Here is a 15,387-nt window from a genome sequence, read left to right as displayed (position 1 = left end):
GTTTAGTTATTGGCCTAACAAGGTCAGGAACTACTTTTTAATCAAAAAGAAGAGTGTTATTTTGTTGTGGTTTCTTCTAATGCTTCCCAGAACTCATACGCTCTACGTAAATGAGGTACTACGATGGTTCCACCAACTAAGGTTGCAATTCCCATTGCTTCCATCATTTCGTCTTTCGTTACTCCAATTTTATGACTGGTTTCCAAATGGTATTTTACACAATCGTCACAACGTAAAACAGCCGAAGCTACTAGGCCCAATAGTTCTTTTGTTTTCACATCAAGAGCACCAGCAGCATACGCATTAGTGTCAAGGTTGAAAATACGTTTCACTATTTTGTTGTTGTCAGCCAGTAATTTTTCGTTCATTCTAGAACGGTATTCATTAAATTCTTCAATAATAGCAGCCATAATTATTCTTTTTTATTTTTAGATACAAATACCGAGATAAAGATACTTGCTTCATAGATTAGTAACATTGGAATCGCAACAATAGTTTGGCTTACTACATCTGGCGGCGTTACGATGGCAGCTATAATAAGAACAAGTACAATTGCATATTTTCTATAGGTTCTTAAAAATTCAGGGCTTACAAGTCCTAGTTTTGTCAAGAAATAGATGATAATAGGTAATTCAAAAAACAATCCACTTGCCAGCACAGATGTTTTTACCATTCCGATATAGGAATCTAGTGTAAACTGATTGAGTACTACAGGACTGACTGTAAAGGTAGCGACGAAGTTTACTGACATGGGAATCACTACAAAATAGCCAAATAATACTCCGATAAAGAAAAGTAGTGATGAAAAAAAGATGAATGCTTTGGCGTTTTTCTTTTCGTTTACATAAAGTGCAGGACTGATAAATTTCCATATTTCCCATAAGATATAAGGGAAACTTAGAATAAAACCGGCCAGAATACAGACCCAGATAAATACATTTACTTGTCCTTCCATCTCCGTATTCTGAATGATAAACGGCATTTCAGTAATACAAATACTATCTGCAAATCCCAATGAATGGGATAGGTCACAGAAAAAATGATAGGTAAAGAATGAAGGTCTGGTGGGCCCAAATATAATGGTGTCAAATAAGTAATCACTAAAAAAATAAGTGGCAAAAGCCATAATTATTATTGCTATTGTACTACGTACTAATAACCATCTTAAATCTTCAAGATGATCTAAAAACGACATTTCGTTTTGGTTTTTCTTTGCCATTATGCTATTCCTTCTTTTAAAATATCGTGTAGATGTAAAACGCCTTTGTACTCGCCGTGGTCTACCACGACTAATTGTGTAATAGAGAAATCTTCGAGAATATTCAATGCGTCAACAACCATATCGTTGGATTGAATTAATTTTGGATTTTTAGTCATAATGTCCTTCGCAGTTAATTCTGAAAATGAATCTCTTTCGTTCAACATTCTTCGTATGTCACCATCGGTTATAATTCCGATAACTTTATCGTTTTCAATAACTGCGGTAACACCAAGGCGTTTCTCTGAGATTTCAAAAATAACTTTTTTGATTGGGGTATCAGGTGAAACCATTGGTTTTAAAGTATGCTCTAACATGTCTTTAACCTTGAGTAATAATTTTTTGCCCAAAGCACCTCCAGGATGATATTTAGCAAAATCCTCTGGTTTAAAATTTCTGATTTCCATTAGGCAAACTGCAATAGCATCACCCATAACAAGCTGTGCAGTTGTGCTGCTAGTAGGCGCTAAGTTAATCGGGCAAGCTTCTTTTTCTACAGTGGTGTTCAACACAAAATCAGAACCTTTTGCAAGGAAAGAGGTCGTATTTCCAGTTATGGCGATCAATGTGTTTCCAAAACGCTTTAAAAGAGGGACTAAAACCTTTATTTCTGGACTGTTTCCGCTTTTGGAGATACATATAATAATATCCTCATTTTGTACCATCCCTAAATCACCATGAATGGCTTCAGAGGCATGAAGAAACATAGAAGGCGTCCCAGTTGAATTAAAGGTAGCGACCATTTTCTGGGCAATGATGGCGCTTTTTCCTATTCCGGTAACGATTACTCGTCCCTTGGAATTGTAAATTGCTTGTGTAGCTTTTGAGAAATTTTCGTCAAGAAAGTCTGTCAGTTTTTTAATAGCTTCACTCTCAGTAAGTATGGTTTTTTTGGCAATAGCCAAAATATTTTCTTTAGAAATCAAAACAGAATATTTTAAATTTGTGAGTGTAAAAGAAAGTTGTATCTTTATATGGTGCAAATTTATACAAAATACCACATAATACCATACAATAAAGAATGAATTCAAATGAAATTGATATCCATAAAGAATTAAAGAAATATTTTGGCTTTAGCCAATTTAAAGGGCTGCAAGAACAGGTGATTAAAAGTTTACTCAATAAACAAAATACATTTGTAATTATGCCTACAGGCGGTGGTAAATCGCTCTGTTATCAACTCCCCGCTTTAATTCAGGAAGGAACAGCAATCGTTGTTTCTCCTTTGATTGCTTTAATGAAAAACCAAGTAGATGCCATTAGGAGTTTATCTACAGAAAGAGGTATTGCCCATGTTTTAAACTCATCACTGACAAAAACAGAAATTGCTCAAGTTAAAGCGGATATTACTTCTGGATTAACGAAGCTGCTCTATGTTGCGCCAGAATCTTTGACAAAAGAGGAAAATGTCAACTTTCTTAAAAATGTAACCATATCTTTTGTAGCTATTGATGAAGCGCATTGCATCTCCGAGTGGGGGCATGATTTCAGGCCAGAATATAGAAATCTAAAAAACATCATTAAACAATTAGGTGATGTACCAGTCATTGGTCTTACCGCTACCGCTACTCCAAAAGTGCAGGAAGATATTCTGAAAAATTTAGATATGTGTGATGCAACTACTTTTAAAGCATCATTTAACAGGCCTAATCTATATTATGAGGTACGCACAAAAACAAAAAATGTTGAATCAGATATTATTCGTTTTATAAATCAGCACAAAGGGAAGTCTGGAATTATTTATTGCCTTAGCCGTAAAAAAGTGGAAGCAATCGCCCAAGTGCTGCAAGTCAACGGAATTAGTGCCGTGCCTTATCATGCCGGATTAGACGCAAAAACACGTGCAAGACATCAGGACATGTTTCTTATGGAAGATGTAGATGTAGTGGTGGCGACAATTGCTTTTGGGATGGGAATTGACAAACCGGATGTTCGTTTTGTAATTCATCATGATATTCCAAAATCACTGGAAAGTTATTATCAAGAAACGGGTCGTGCCGGTAGAGACGGTGGAGAAGGACATTGTCTGGCTTACTATTCGTATAAAGATGTAGAAAAGCTAGAAAAATTTATGTCTGGTAAACCGGTTGCCGAACAGGAAATTGGGTTTGCTTTACTACAAGAAGTAGTGGCCTATGCAGAAACTTCTATGTCAAGAAGAAAGTTTTTACTCCATTATTTTGGTGAGGAATTCGACAGTAAAACTGGTGAGGGTGCTGATATGGATGACAATGTAAGAAATCCAAAAGCGAAAGTAGAAGCCAAAGATCAGGTTGTGAAATTACTAGAAGTAGTACGAGATACGAAGCATTTATATAAATCTAAAGAGATTGTTTTTACCTTAATTGGCAGAGTCAATGCTGTAATAAAAGCACATAGAACTGATTCTCAATCTTTTTTCGGTTGTGGTGTTGCTTTTGATGAGAAATATTGGATGGCCTTATTGAGACAAGTGCTTGTGGGAGGCTATTTATCTAAAGACATTGAAACCTATGGTATCGTAAAAATAACAGGTAAAGGATTGGATTTTATTAAAAAACCAAGTTCTTTTATGATGTCTGAAGATCATGAATACAATGAAGCAGGAGACGAAGCAATTGTAAGTGCATCTAAATCTTCGGGAGCAATAGATGAAGTGTTGATGGGTATGTTGCGTGATTTGCGTAAAAAAGCATCTAAAAAGCTGGGAGTACCGCCATTTGTTGTTTTTCAAGACCCTTCACTTGAAGATATGGCCTTAAAATATCCTATTTCTCTCCATGAATTGATAAATATTCATGGAGTCGGAGAAGGAAAAGCGAAGAAATATGGTGCCGAATTTGTCGAATTAATAAATCGTTATGTGATAGATAATGAGATTATACGGCCAGATGATTTGGTTGTAAAATCGACAGGAATCAAGTCAGCCATGAAATTATATATTATTCAAAATGTCGACAGAAAATTGTCTTTAGATGATATCGCTAAAGCGAAAGGGTTGACAATGGAAGCCTTGCTTAAGGAAATGGAGCAAATTGTCTATTCAGGGACTAAATTGAATATCAAATATTGGGTCGATGAAATGCTTGATGATGAGCAGCAAGAGGAGATTTATGATTATTTTATGGAATCAGAATCAGATAAGATAGAAGGGGCCTTAAAAGAATTTGAAGGGGATTACGACATTGATGAATTGCGCTTAATGCGAATAAAATTTATCAGCGAAGTCGCGAATTAAAAAAAGTATTCAGTTTACAGTGTTCAGTATTCAGAGATTCTGGTGCTATTTGACTTTTGAAAATCCTGATAAAACATATCCGCAAACTTGTCATTCTGACGAAGGAGGAATCACCGTTAGGTGAGCAGCTTGATGAGATTCTTCGTTCCTCAGAATGACAAACTAGTTTTCAGTGTTCAGAAATACAGTAAACTGAATACTAATTACTGACTACTGATTACTTTCTTCATAAAGTTCACCACGATGTGGTTTCAAGGCATCACGTACTTGAATCATGTTTTCATCAGTAACGACCATAAAAGCAATAGCCTGCATTTCGCCTTGAATTGTAAAACCGGTAATATTTAAAGGCAATTTTTCTATTGCTATATATTCTTTTAAGTGAATTTCGTGATGTTCAGCAGTTTTTGCCGAAGCAGGGCCACGGAAATCCCATATTAGTTTTATTTGTCTAGACATGCTAAATTAGTATAAGGTTCAAGAGGCAAAGTTACAAAGTTTAGAAGACGAAAAACAATTACCGACAAAACAAACAATCAAATCCACTTCAAAATACTATTTTTGCACTTTGTTTTTCGATAAAGACAAGGAATAGATAACCGAATTATCACTCAAAAATGCCTCAAGAACACCTATTACAAGTCTCTCCGGAAATTGCTGCAAACGAAATGTACCTAAAGGAATACCTTGGAAAGCTGCTAAAGATTTCTCCAAAAGAAATTCAGCATGTTTCTATTTTAAAGCGTTCTATTGATGCACGTCAAAAAGCAATTAAAATCAATCTGAAAGTGACGGTTTATTTGAAAGGAGAGCCTTTTGAAGAAAATAAAATACAACTTCCTGATTACGGAAATGTAGCAAACGCTCAAGAAGTAATTGTTGTTGGGGCTGGGCCTGCCGGACTTTTTGCCGCCTTGCAGCTTATTGAATTGGGCTTAAAGCCAATAGTGATCGAAAGAGGGAAAGATGTTCGTGGCCGCCGTCGTGACTTGAAGGCGATCAATGTAGATCATCTTGTAAATGAAGATTCTAATTATTGCTTTGGAGAAGGCGGAGCAGGAACGTATTCTGACGGAAAATTATACACACGATCTAAAAAAAGAGGTGATGTAACTCGAATTTTGGAATTATTAGTGGCGTATGGCGCTACTCCAGATATTTTAATAGAAGCACATCCACACATTGGAACCAATAAATTACCTCAAATTATTCAGGATATTCGAGAGAAAATCATCGAGTGTGGCGGGCAAGTGCTGTTCGAAACCCGTGTGACTGATGTTTTAGTGAAAAATAATGAAGTTCAAGGAATCGTAACCCAAAAGGGAGATACGATTTTAGCCAATAAAATGATTTTGGCTACGGGGCATTCTGCAAGAGATATTTTTGAATTATTAGATAGGAAAAAGATATTTATTGAGGCGAAACCTTTTGCCTTGGGCGTTAGAGCAGAGCATCCGCAATCCTTAATTGACAGTATTCAGTATAGCTGTGATTATCGTGGAGAACTATTGCCGCCAGCACCTTATAGTATTGTAAAGCAAGTAGGAGGTAGAGGCATGTATTCCTTTTGTATGTGTCCCGGAGGTGTAATCGCGCCTTGTGCGACAAGTCCTGGTGAAGTAGTGACCAATGGTTGGTCTCCTTCAAAAAGAGATCAGGCAACGGCAAATTCTGGTATTGTAGTCGAATTGAAGCTGGAAGATTTTAAGCCTTTCGCAAAATATGGAGCTCTTGCCGGAATGGAGTTTCAAAAAAGTATCGAGCAAAAAGCATGGCATTTGGCTGGGGAAAGCCAAAAAGTTCCCGCGCAACGCATGATTGATTTTACACAAAGTAAAGTTTCTTCGGAAATTCCGAAAACCTCTTATGTTCCTGGAACTACATCAGTAGAAATGGGTCAAGTTTTTCCAGGTTTTTTAACTCAGATTTTAAGGGAGGGCTTTTCTGAATTTGGGAAATCCATGCGTGGGTATTTGACTAACGACGCGATATTGCATGCACCAGAATCAAGAACATCGTCACCTGTACGAATCCCAAGAGACCCAATTACTTACGAACATCTACAGATAAAAGGATTGTATCCTTGTGGAGAAGGAGCAGGTTATGCGGGCGGAATTATTTCGGCTGCTATTGATGGCGAGAAATGTGCCTTGATGATTGGCGAAAGTCTACGTAAAAAAACCTCGATTTAATTTTATATAAATCGAGGTTGGTATTTTTAGTTGTTCTTTCTAATTAAGGAATAAGAATTATTTTCCCAGTACTTTTTCTGCTTTCCAAGAAATCATGTGCTTTTTTACCTTCAGATAATTTAAAGGTAGTAGGAGTTGCAATAGTAATTTTATTGCTGCTAATCCAGTCAAACAATTGATGGGCTCTTTTAATGCGTTGTTTTTTAGATGTTAAATAGCTCCATAAATCACCACCGGTTAAGGTTTTTGAAGTGTCCATTAACATTCTTGGGTTGATAAAATCTGGATCTCCGCCTGCCATACCAAAAAATACTACTTGTCCACAAGTTTTGGTTACTTCAAAACTATCACTTAATGTGCTGCCTACACTGTCGTAAACTACATCTACTCCATTGGGACAGTATGATAATACCTTAGATTTCCAGTCTTCAGAATATAAAAACACTTTGTTAGCTCCGTTTTTTAAAGCCATTTCTGCTTTAGATGCTGATGAGGTTAGACCAATAACGGAGGCGCCTAATAATTTGCTGATTTGAGTCAAAAACTGACCGACTCCTCCCGCTGAAGCATGGATGAGTACAGTTTCTCCTTTTTGTGTTTTATGACTGTCAGTCGCTAAATAATGAGCGGTTAATCCTTGAAGAAGAATGGTGGCGGCGGTTTCGAAACTAATGGCATCTGGTAAAGGAATAGCATGTTCAATTTGAACGGCTACCAATTCTGCATTAGCGAAGGGGACATCAGCAAATGCAATACGATCTCCAACATTGAACTTAGTATTGTTTGAATTAACCACTACACCTGCACCTTCGTAACCTGCAATAAAAGGAGGATTTCCTTTTAAATGATAATTTCCTTTTCGGCGGTACACATCTGCATAATTTAATCCTATCGCACGCATTTCGACTAGAATTTCATTTTTTTTAAGTGTTGGTGTTGGTATGTCGGTATATTCAAGAACATCTGAATCGCCAAATGTTGCGAAAGTAAGTGCTTTCATATTTAATATTGTATTTCTTTGAAAGGTAAAGTGAATTAAAAATCAGTACGGTTTTCTAAAATCATAAAAAAGATATAATTGATGTTAGCTAATTTATTTTTTTTAAAAGATGTTTGTGGATTTTGTCATACAATAATTTTTCATCAATTGGTTTGGATACGTAATCATTCATTCCTACTGAGATGCATTTTTCTACGTCGGCAGTGGTGACGTCAGCAGTAAGGGCAATAATTGGAATTTTAGAATTCAGAACATTACGGATGTATGAAGTAGTCTCAAAACCATTCATTATTGGCATTTGTAAGTCCATTAAAACGATATCATAGTCATTTTTTTGAAGTAAATCGACAGCAATCTGGCCATTGTCAGCCATATCAATATCAAATCCGAAATCCAATAATACTATTTTTATTAAAAGTTGATTTAAGATTACGTCTTCGACAACTAATACTTTTATTCCTTTGGTCGTTGATTCTTTGGAAATATCAAGTCCTATCGTTGCCAGTTCGGTGGCGCTTGCGATTTCTTTTGGGTTCGGTTTCATAAAATTCATTGTAAACCCAAAAGAGGATCCTTTTCCTTCTTCACTAAATGCTATTATTGTTCCTCCTTGCATTTCGACCAATTGCTTAACGATAGCAAGACCGAGCCCTGTTCCTCCATAAGAATTACTAATTGCTTTTGTAGCCTGTTCGAAATTTTTAAAGATGTGTGCGAGTCTGTCTTGAGCAATTCCAATGCCCGTGTCGGTTACTAGAATTTCAATGGTACAAGATTCAGTATCCTCGTTCAACAGGCGCGTGTTTACGCTTATTTTTCCTTTTGAAGTAAATTTAAGAGCGTTACTCATTAAATTTAAAATAATTTGACGCAAACGCATTGGATCCCCAATCAAAAGTTTAGGGATAGCTGGATCATAGTTATGGGATAGCGCTATGTTTTTTTCCAACATCTTTTGTTCAAAAAGATGAAGCGTCGCAGAAATGGACTTCGATAGTTTAAAAGCCGTTTTCTCAAAGCTCATCATTCCAGCATCTACCTTTGCGATGTCTAAGATGTCATTAATTAAAATAATTAAAGCATCTCCTGATTCTTTTATGGCAGTAATATATTCGGTTTGAGATTGATTTAACTCTGTCTTTAAAACGACATTGGTAAATCCAATAATCGCATTCATTGGAGTTCTAATCTCATGGCTCATATTTGACAAAAATTGCTGCTTTGACCTCACGGCTTCTTCTGCAATAAGTGTTTTGTGCTCTGCATTAATTTTTGATTCAATTAATGCGTTTTTTGCCAAGACTTGTTCGGTTACTTCGTAGGCGATTATGGTTACTCCCGATATCGTTTTGTCTGCCTCATAATAAGGCTGATATACAAAGTTAAAATAAGCCTGCTCTAATTGGCCATTGCGAAGTAAAGGCGCCAAAAGTTCATTTCCGTAAAATGGAATTCCTGTGGTGTAGACCTTATTCAACAATACAGGAAATTCCTTATCCTTAAGTTCAGGTAAAATAGTGGTAAATTCTTTTCCTTCGACGTCATTACCCTTTCCCCACATGTTTTTGATACTGTCATTTGCTAAAGTAACTACCATCTTTTCACCTTTTAATATTGCTATGGCAAAAGGGGATTTAGTAAGCAACATATTATAGCGTTTCTCACTATCTTCAATTTTTTTCGATGCTTTTTTTTCAGTCTCACGCTGTTTCTCCCATGCTTTTTTTTCTTTCAATTGAAGTTCAACGGATAATCGCCGTACTTCAGAAATATCTTTGATTGCCAAAAGGATTAATTGCTCTCCATGTGTTTTTTGATAAATGCTTTTAGCATTAAATAATATTGTTTTTTCACCTACATCAGAAAAATGATGAGTAACTTCTAGATCCTGAGAACTTAATTCAGTAGTAAAAATGTTTTGAATCAGTAGACGTAATTCTGGGATGTCCCATTGCTTGCTGTTTAGGTCGAATAGAGCAATTCCTTCGGCCTCGTCTTTACGGATGGAATATTCTTTACAAAAAGATTTACTGGCCGATTTGATTTCTAAGTCTTCATTGAGTATCAACATGGGTTCATTGATCGTCGCAATAATTTCTTCAGAATATTCGTATGATTCTGCTAATAGTGCAATATGAGTTTTCAGTTCTTTATTTTCAGTCACATCTTCAATCATCTGAATGATGTAATTCACATTATTATTTTTGTCTAGCAATGGTGAGTTAACAACACTCCAGTAGCGTTCTTCAAATTCACCACCTTCTGATTGGCGTCTTCTAATATCATGTTTTTGAATGTCCATTTTATCGGCAACATGATACTGAAGTACGCGATTTAAAGAAGTCCGTAACTTATTCAGTACGTCTGACGATTTGTTTGTGGGATTATCAGGAAACACATCAAAAATGCTTTTGTTTACAACATCTGCCCGTTCAGTCATTGTAGCTTTTAAATAGGCATCAGAGATAGTAATTATATTAAAATGGGAATCTAACACTAGTAATAGCGCTGGAGATTGTTCAAATAGGCTGATGTAGTCGCTACTATCCATAGAATATTAAATTAAATACTGCGGTATTTTTATGCTTTTAAATCGTAATAATTTAAGATTCCTTTTTTAATAAAAATCAGGTAAAGATATAAAAAAAACGATGCGATATTATTTAATTATTTGGTAGTAAATCATGCGGATAAAACTAAATTGTAGTTTGCGATTTTGGCTTATAAAATGATTTCTTTTAGCGGAACTATTCCTTTTTTTAGTAAAAATTTAAAGGTATTATTATAGGTGTAATATTTTTTCAGCCACTATTATTGGTTGCGATTAATTCACTATCTTTAATTTCAATGCATGAAAGCAAGTCGAAAAACAAGATTGTTCGTTGTTTTTCAACTTGTCCATGAAATGATTGGAATTGTTTTGAATTTGTTATTCTGTATCAGGTATAAAGTCAAGGGCTATAGAATTCATGCAGTATCTTTTTCCCGTGGGAGCAGGGCCATCATCAAAAAGATGACCTAAATGACCATCACATCTTCCACAAAGGGCTTCAATTCGCTCCATGCCTAGCGAGTTGTCTTTTTTATAAATAACACTGTTTTTATTGTCTTGTTCGAAAAAACTCGGCCAACCGCAGCTACTTGAAAATTTGGCTCCAGAACGAAATAATTTGTTACCGCAGGCCGCACAGTAATAGGTTCCTTTTTCATCTGTGTTCCAAAATTTTCCTGTAAAAGGTCTTTCGGTATCGGCATTTCTAGTTACTTCATACACATCTTCGGGTAATACTTTTTTCCACTCGGCATCCGTCAGATGTAGTTCTGTGGTATCTGTATTAGAATAAAATGGGTTTTCCGGTTTGCTAATTTTATTTTCCATAGTTTTTGATTTTTGTAGTTTAGTTTGCTTTTCCGCTGTTTGGCCGTAGGTAATAGATAGAAGTAACTGAAGCAAAAATATAGAGCTCATAATTGCTATTCTTTTCATGTGTAAGTGCTAGTCGTTTGGGGTAGGGACACCTGTTTTAGTATGCCGTTTTGATAGTTAATGGTTTTATTTTATTGTTTGTAACAAATATAAGCATCGATTCTGCTTTGTGGTGTGTTATACTTTGGGTATTAACAGCTATTTATATAAGTTTTAACTATTGTTATTTATGGATAGAAAGTGTTTTTGATTTTGCTGCTGACTAATTCTTATAATCCTGTTCTCATGTTAACTAAATGTTTTTTAAATCCCACTTTTTCATAAGCTCTAATTGCCGAGGGATTATCATTATAGACATCTAACCTCATTTCTGTTATGTTTTGAGACTGACACCATTCTTTTAGGGTATTAATAATAATTGCATTGATTCCCTTTCCTCTGTATTTGGGATCCGTATACATAAATCCTAGATAAGCGTAACTGTCGTGATTCAAATAGGGTTTTGCTGTTTCTATTCGAGCATAACCGGAGCCTACAATTTCAGAGTCGATTTCAGCAACGAGTATTTCAATATGCGGTGCGCTAATCATCATTTCGATGTCGTAATAATTAATTTTACCCTCTTTTAAAGTAGGGTCAAAAGGGCGTTCGGCAGTAATGATTCCTTGTTCAAATGCTAGAAGTAACTTCAAGTCTTGTAGTCGTGCTTTGCGGATATTTATTTTATTCATTATCATAGCGGTTTTTGGTTATCAAAAGTAAGAAAGAATCTGCGAATGGTTTTTATCGAATACAGATCTAATTCCAACGAATTGTTTTAACTTCAACAAATCGAAACAGAACGTTAAAGGATACGCTATTATTTAACTTTTGTGTATTTTTGTAACGCTAAAAATAATTATGATAGAAGAAAATGTAATATTAGTTAATAAGGACGATGAGCAAATTGGATTGATGCCCAAGTTAGAGGCGCATGAAAAAGCAGTTTTACATCGTGCTTTTTCAGTTTTTGTTTTGAATAGTAAAAATGAAATCATGCTGCAACAGCGTGCTCATCAAAAATATCATTCTCCGCTACTTTGGACAAACACCTGTTGTAGTCATCAAAGGGAAGGGGAGTCAAATATTGAGGCTGGGAGTAGACGATTGTTTGAAGAAATGGGTTTTAAAACAGAACTCAAAGAACTTTTTCATTTTATATACAAAGCTCCGTTTGATAATGGTTTAACAGAGCATGAGCTTGATCATGTCATGATTGGTTATTATGATGAAAGTCCACTGATAAATCCAGAAGAGGTAGAAGCCTGGAAATGGATGGCTATTGATGAAGTGAAATATGACATGCAAGAACATCCTGAGATTTATACCGTTTGGTTTAAAATAATTTTCGATGAATTCTATCATTTTTTGGAAGATCATAAAATTTAATACTATCCTAACCCTTAATTTGCTTATCCAAAATTCATTCGTGATTTCTAACGGAGGCAAAGGTTTAAATTATAAATAAGTATGAAAGTAACTATAAGTAGAAAGGCTCATTTTAACGCAGCACATCGATTGTATCGTAAGGATTGGACTTTCGAGAAAAATGATGCTGTCTTTGGAAAATGCAACAATCCTAATTATCACGGACACAACTATGAGTTAATTGTAGGTGTTACTGGTGAAATTGATCCTGAGACTGGTTATGTCATGGATATAAAGATTTTATCGGATATCATTAAAGACGAGGTAGAGAATCAGTTCGATCATAAAAATTTAAATGTAGATGTTCCCGAATTTGAAAACCTCAATCCTACAGCCGAGAATATAGTCGTGGTTATTTGGAATAAAATAAGAAAGAGAATTAAGGCAGAATTTGATTTAGAAGTCATTCTATATGAGACTCCCCGTAATTTCGTAACGTATAAAGGAGAGTAATGGAATTAAAAATAGGGGATAGTATTCCGAATTTTAAAGCGAAAGACACCAATGGAAATGACTTTAACAGTCAAAAATTAGTTGGACAAAAACCATTAGTCATTTATTTTTATCCTAAAGACAATACACCAGGATGCACCGCGCAGGCATGCAGCTTTAGAGATCAATATGAAGACTTCAAAGACTTAGGCGCTGAGGTTATTGGAATTAGTAGTGATAGTGTCGAGTCTCATCAAAAATTCTCCAAACAGTATAAATTGCCGTTTATTCTTTTATCAGATCACGATAAGAAAATTAGGAAACTTTTTGGCGTTCCATCTGGAATGTTCGGTTTGCTTCCGGGAAGAGTGACTTATGTTACCGACAAAGAAGGAGTAATAATAATGATTTTTGATAGTATGATGGCTTCAAAACATATTCCAAAAGCGTTAGAAGCAGTTAAAAAACTAGTTTCTTAATTCAGAAAATAGCATTATATATTTGTAAAACAGAGAAAGCTGTTTTTTTAAAATAAATGAAAATGAGTAAAAAAATATATCCATTACAGTTTAATCCCATATTAAAGGAGAGGATTTGGGGGGGAGAAAAACTGAAAACCGTTCTCAATAAATCAATTACGTCAAATATAACAGGAGAAAGTTGGGAGTTATCAACCGTTGAAGGTGATGTTAGTGTCATTGCTAATGGAGATTTGAAAGGGAAGTTATTGACCGACGTTATTGATGAAGCTCCAAATGAAATGTTAGGGACAGCCGTTCATGAACGTTTTGGGAGGCAGTTTCCATTACTCTTTAAATATTTAGATGCTCGAGAAGACTTATCAATTCAAGTTCATCCCAATGATGCCTTGGCAAAGAAAAGGCACAATTCTTTTGGAAAAACAGAAATGTGGTACATCATGCAAGCAGATGAAGGATCTGAGATAATTGTTGGCTTCAAGGAAGATTCTAATGCACAAGAATTTTTAGAAAAGGTAGAAAGTAAAACCTTAGTTTCTATCCTAGATAGTGTAGAAGTAAAAGAAGGGGATGTATTCTTTCTTGAAACAGGAACGGTGCATGCTATAGGTGCGGGATTAGTAGTGGCAGAGATTCAGCAAACATCAGATATTACTTATCGAATTTATGACTTTAATCGGGTAGATGCACAGGGCAATACCAGAGAGTTGCATTTAGATTTAGCTGTTGAAGCTATAAATTATCACAAGCTAGATACCCGTAGAGAATATTTAGAGGAAGAAAATCAGTCAAATACAATTGTAAACTGTCCTTATTTCACGACAAATTTTATTCCGTTGACAGATGCGATAAACATTTCGAAGACTGGAAATAGTTTTACGGTATATATGTGTATTGACGGAACATTTGAAATAGAGTACAATAAGGATATCTATCAGTACAAAAAAGGAGACACAGTACTAATTCCTGCAGCGATGGACTATTATGCAATCAGTGGAAAAGCTTCAATTTTAGAAATTTACATTTCATAGTTAGTAATAGAAAGATTATATGTACTTTTGCAGACGCAAATTAAAATTAAAAATAAAATGGCAAATATTAAGAACTTAAAAAAAGACATCAACTACGTATTAGGAGATATTATTGAAGCAGTTTACTTGTTCGAGATTTCTACTACTGGAAAACCAACAACTGAAACTAATGATTTAATTGACGAAGCTATCGCTGCTTTTGATGTTTTGATCACAAAAGTGAACGCTAAGAATGTAGAAGATAAAAAAGCACACTTCAAACAAATCAATGTTGAATTGGAACAAACTGCAAATCAATTGATTGCTAAAATCAACGAATTGTAGTCAAGAAAAACGATAAAAAATAGCAGATTTGTTTTGGAAAACACGAATTCATCTGTATATTTGCACCCGTAATGAGACGCCAGCGTAGCTCAGTTGGCTAGAGCAGCTGATTTGTAATCAGCAGGTCGTGGGTTCGAGTCCCTCCGCCGGCTCATCGTAAAACCATCTAACTTTTGTTAGATGGTTTTTTTATTTTAGGCCTAGTGAGATTACTCATTTTGCCAGTTTTTGAATAGAAAAAATAATCTTAAATTAAATAGGGTTTTTATTTGGAGAATTGAAATTCTGCTGTATATTTGCACCCGAAATGAGACGCCAGCGTAGCTCAGTTGGCTAGAGCAGCTGATTTGTAATCAGCAGGTCGTGGGTTCGAGTCCCTCCGCCGGCTCATCGTAAAACCATCTAACTTTTGTTAGGTGGTTTTTTTATGCAATGTGTTTTCGATTTGAAGATGAGGTAAAGGAGGATGGAGTGACTTGGGATTAAGTCGATAATCTGTGGAGCAATAAAAATCAGGTTTAAGTCGAAAATGTTTTTATTTTTCTCTGTTCAAGGTGATT

15 protein-coding genes and 2 tRNA genes are annotated in these 15,387 nt (G+C 35.4%); 9 read left to right on the top strand and 8 right to left on the bottom strand.

Features of this window, described 5'->3' with window-relative positions:
• Positions 1-56: 56 nt before the first annotated feature.
• The 3 genes from AC4PRO_RS15050 to AC4PRO_RS15040 are packed head-to-tail and all read right to left on the bottom strand — an operon-like array spanning position 57 to position 2,184.
• Positions 57-410, bottom strand: coding sequence for a carboxymuconolactone decarboxylase family protein (locus AC4PRO_RS15050; protein ID WP_074724500.1), 354 nt, complete (start codon positions 408-410; stop codon positions 57-59).
• A gap of 2 nt (positions 411-412) precedes the next feature.
• Entirely contained in the window at positions 413-1,219 is an 807-nt protein-coding gene (gene tatC / locus AC4PRO_RS15045; RefSeq protein ID WP_074724499.1) for a twin-arginine translocase subunit TatC, read from the bottom strand.
• On the bottom strand, positions 1,219-2,184 hold the full coding sequence (locus AC4PRO_RS15040; protein WP_492117927.1) for a KpsF/GutQ family sugar-phosphate isomerase: 966 nt from the start codon (positions 2,182-2,184) through the stop codon (positions 1,219-1,221). The genes tatC and AC4PRO_RS15040 overlap by 1 nt, the downstream gene beginning before the upstream one ends.
• Positions 2,185-2,279: 95 nt before the next feature.
• On the opposite strand from AC4PRO_RS15040, the gene AC4PRO_RS15035 reads away from it, so the two are divergent.
• Entirely contained in the window at positions 2,280-4,475 is a 2,196-nt protein-coding gene (locus tag AC4PRO_RS15035) for a RecQ family ATP-dependent DNA helicase (protein WP_492117926.1), read from the top strand.
• Positions 4,476-4,685: 210 nt separating this feature from the next.
• Here AC4PRO_RS15035 and AC4PRO_RS15030 read toward each other — a convergent pair whose 3' ends face one another.
• Complete coding sequence (locus AC4PRO_RS15030) at positions 4,686-4,934, bottom strand: hypothetical protein (RefSeq protein ID WP_074724497.1); 249 nt, start codon at positions 4,932-4,934, stop codon at positions 4,686-4,688.
• A 158-nt stretch (positions 4,935-5,092) separates the two neighbouring features.
• Between AC4PRO_RS15030 and AC4PRO_RS15025 the strand changes: the two genes are divergently transcribed.
• Positions 5,093-6,667, top strand: a complete 1,575-nt coding sequence (locus AC4PRO_RS15025) for an NAD(P)/FAD-dependent oxidoreductase (protein WP_492117925.1) — start codon at positions 5,093-5,095, stop codon at positions 6,665-6,667.
• Positions 6,668-6,710: 43 nt separating this feature from the next.
• Here AC4PRO_RS15025 and AC4PRO_RS15020 read toward each other — a convergent pair whose 3' ends face one another.
• The 4 genes from AC4PRO_RS15020 to AC4PRO_RS15005 all read right to left on the bottom strand — a co-directional run bounded on the left by AC4PRO_RS15020 (position 6,711) and on the right by AC4PRO_RS15005 (position 11,825).
• Positions 6,711-7,667 carry a quinone oxidoreductase family protein gene (locus tag AC4PRO_RS15020; RefSeq protein ID WP_492117924.1) on the bottom strand — a complete coding sequence of 319 codons (957 nt, stop codon included), beginning with the start codon at positions 7,665-7,667 and terminating at the stop codon, positions 6,711-6,713.
• A gap of 88 nt (positions 7,668-7,755) precedes the next feature.
• On the bottom strand, positions 7,756-10,218 hold the full coding sequence (locus tag AC4PRO_RS15015) for a PAS domain-containing hybrid sensor histidine kinase/response regulator (protein ID WP_492117923.1): 2,463 nt from the start codon (positions 10,216-10,218) through the stop codon (positions 7,756-7,758).
• Positions 10,219-10,596: 378 nt separating this feature from the next.
• Positions 10,597-11,046, bottom strand: a complete 450-nt coding sequence (msrB, locus tag AC4PRO_RS15010) for a peptide-methionine (R)-S-oxide reductase MsrB (RefSeq protein WP_492117922.1) — start codon at positions 11,044-11,046, stop codon at positions 10,597-10,599.
• 317 nt (positions 11,047-11,363) lie between these two features.
• The gene (locus AC4PRO_RS15005; RefSeq protein WP_492117921.1) at positions 11,364-11,825 is read right to left on the bottom strand and encodes a GNAT family N-acetyltransferase; all 462 of its coding nucleotides are present in this window, start codon (positions 11,823-11,825) and stop codon (positions 11,364-11,366) included.
• Between the two features lie 169 nt (positions 11,826-11,994).
• On the opposite strand from AC4PRO_RS15005, the gene idi reads away from it, so the two are divergent.
• The 7 genes from idi to AC4PRO_RS14970 all read left to right on the top strand — a co-directional run bounded on the left by idi (position 11,995) and on the right by AC4PRO_RS14970 (position 15,215).
• Complete coding sequence (gene idi / locus AC4PRO_RS15000) at positions 11,995-12,522, top strand: isopentenyl-diphosphate Delta-isomerase (protein ID WP_074724491.1); 528 nt, start codon at positions 11,995-11,997, stop codon at positions 12,520-12,522.
• Between the two features lie 81 nt (positions 12,523-12,603).
• A complete protein-coding gene (locus tag AC4PRO_RS14995; protein WP_074724490.1) occupies positions 12,604-13,014 on the top strand; it encodes a 6-pyruvoyl trahydropterin synthase family protein in 411 nt (136 codons plus the stop codon).
• Positions 13,014-13,472 carry a peroxiredoxin gene (locus AC4PRO_RS14990; protein ID WP_074724489.1) on the top strand — a complete coding sequence of 153 codons (459 nt, stop codon included), beginning with the start codon at positions 13,014-13,016 and terminating at the stop codon, positions 13,470-13,472. The genes AC4PRO_RS14995 and AC4PRO_RS14990 overlap by 1 nt, the downstream gene beginning before the upstream one ends.
• 62 nt (positions 13,473-13,534) lie before the next feature.
• On the top strand, positions 13,535-14,503 hold the full coding sequence (locus tag AC4PRO_RS14985) for a type I phosphomannose isomerase catalytic subunit (protein ID WP_492117920.1): 969 nt from the start codon (positions 13,535-13,537) through the stop codon (positions 14,501-14,503).
• A gap of 57 nt (positions 14,504-14,560) precedes the next feature.
• Complete coding sequence (locus tag AC4PRO_RS14980) at positions 14,561-14,827, top strand: hypothetical protein (RefSeq protein ID WP_074724488.1); 267 nt, start codon at positions 14,561-14,563, stop codon at positions 14,825-14,827.
• 78 nt (positions 14,828-14,905) lie between these two features.
• A tRNA-Thr gene (locus AC4PRO_RS14975) sits at positions 14,906-14,979 on the top strand.
• Between the two features lie 162 nt (positions 14,980-15,141).
• Positions 15,142-15,215 (top strand) — tRNA-Thr (locus tag AC4PRO_RS14970).
• Positions 15,216-15,387: the final 172 nt, after the last annotated feature.

Source organism: Flavobacterium sp. DW-iso2, assembly GCF_058725285.1.
The sequence above is the reverse complement of the archived record's forward strand: the minus strand, read 5'-3'. Positions and strand labels throughout refer to the sequence as shown.

What these genes read in the sequence shown, in the direction of transcription:
- AC4PRO_RS15050 (WP_074724500.1), bottom strand. Translation starts at nt 410, where the DNA reads ATGGCTGCTATTATTGAAGAATTTAATGAATACCGTTCTAGAATGAAC.
- tatC (WP_074724499.1), bottom strand. Translation starts at nt 1,219, where the DNA reads ATGGCAAAGAAAAACCAAAACGAAATGTCGTTTTTAGATCATCTTGAA.
- AC4PRO_RS15035 (WP_492117926.1), top strand. Translation starts at nt 2,280, where the DNA reads ATGAATTCAAATGAAATTGATATCCATAAAGAATTAAAGAAATATTTT.
- AC4PRO_RS15030 (WP_074724497.1), bottom strand. Translation starts at nt 4,934, where the DNA reads ATGTCTAGACAAATAAAACTAATATGGGATTTCCGTGGCCCTGCTTCG.
- AC4PRO_RS15025 (WP_492117925.1), top strand. Translation starts at nt 5,093, where the DNA reads ATGCCTCAAGAACACCTATTACAAGTCTCTCCGGAAATTGCTGCAAAC.
- AC4PRO_RS15020 (WP_492117924.1), bottom strand. Translation starts at nt 7,667, where the DNA reads ATGAAAGCACTTACTTTCGCAACATTTGGCGATTCAGATGTTCTTGAA.
- AC4PRO_RS15015 (WP_492117923.1), bottom strand. Translation starts at nt 10,218, where the DNA reads ATGGATAGTAGCGACTACATCAGCCTATTTGAACAATCTCCAGCGCTA.
- msrB (WP_492117922.1), bottom strand. Translation starts at nt 11,046, where the DNA reads ATGGAAAATAAAATTAGCAAACCGGAAAACCCATTTTATTCTAATACA.
- AC4PRO_RS15005 (WP_492117921.1), bottom strand. Translation starts at nt 11,825, where the DNA reads ATGAATAAAATAAATATCCGCAAAGCACGACTACAAGACTTGAAGTTA.
- idi (WP_074724491.1), top strand. Translation starts at nt 11,995, where the DNA reads ATGATAGAAGAAAATGTAATATTAGTTAATAAGGACGATGAGCAAATT.
- AC4PRO_RS14995 (WP_074724490.1), top strand. Translation starts at nt 12,604, where the DNA reads ATGAAAGTAACTATAAGTAGAAAGGCTCATTTTAACGCAGCACATCGA.
- AC4PRO_RS14990 (WP_074724489.1), top strand. Translation starts at nt 13,014, where the DNA reads ATGGAATTAAAAATAGGGGATAGTATTCCGAATTTTAAAGCGAAAGAC.
- AC4PRO_RS14985 (WP_492117920.1), top strand. Translation starts at nt 13,535, where the DNA reads ATGAGTAAAAAAATATATCCATTACAGTTTAATCCCATATTAAAGGAG.
- AC4PRO_RS14980 (WP_074724488.1), top strand. Translation starts at nt 14,561, where the DNA reads ATGGCAAATATTAAGAACTTAAAAAAAGACATCAACTACGTATTAGGA.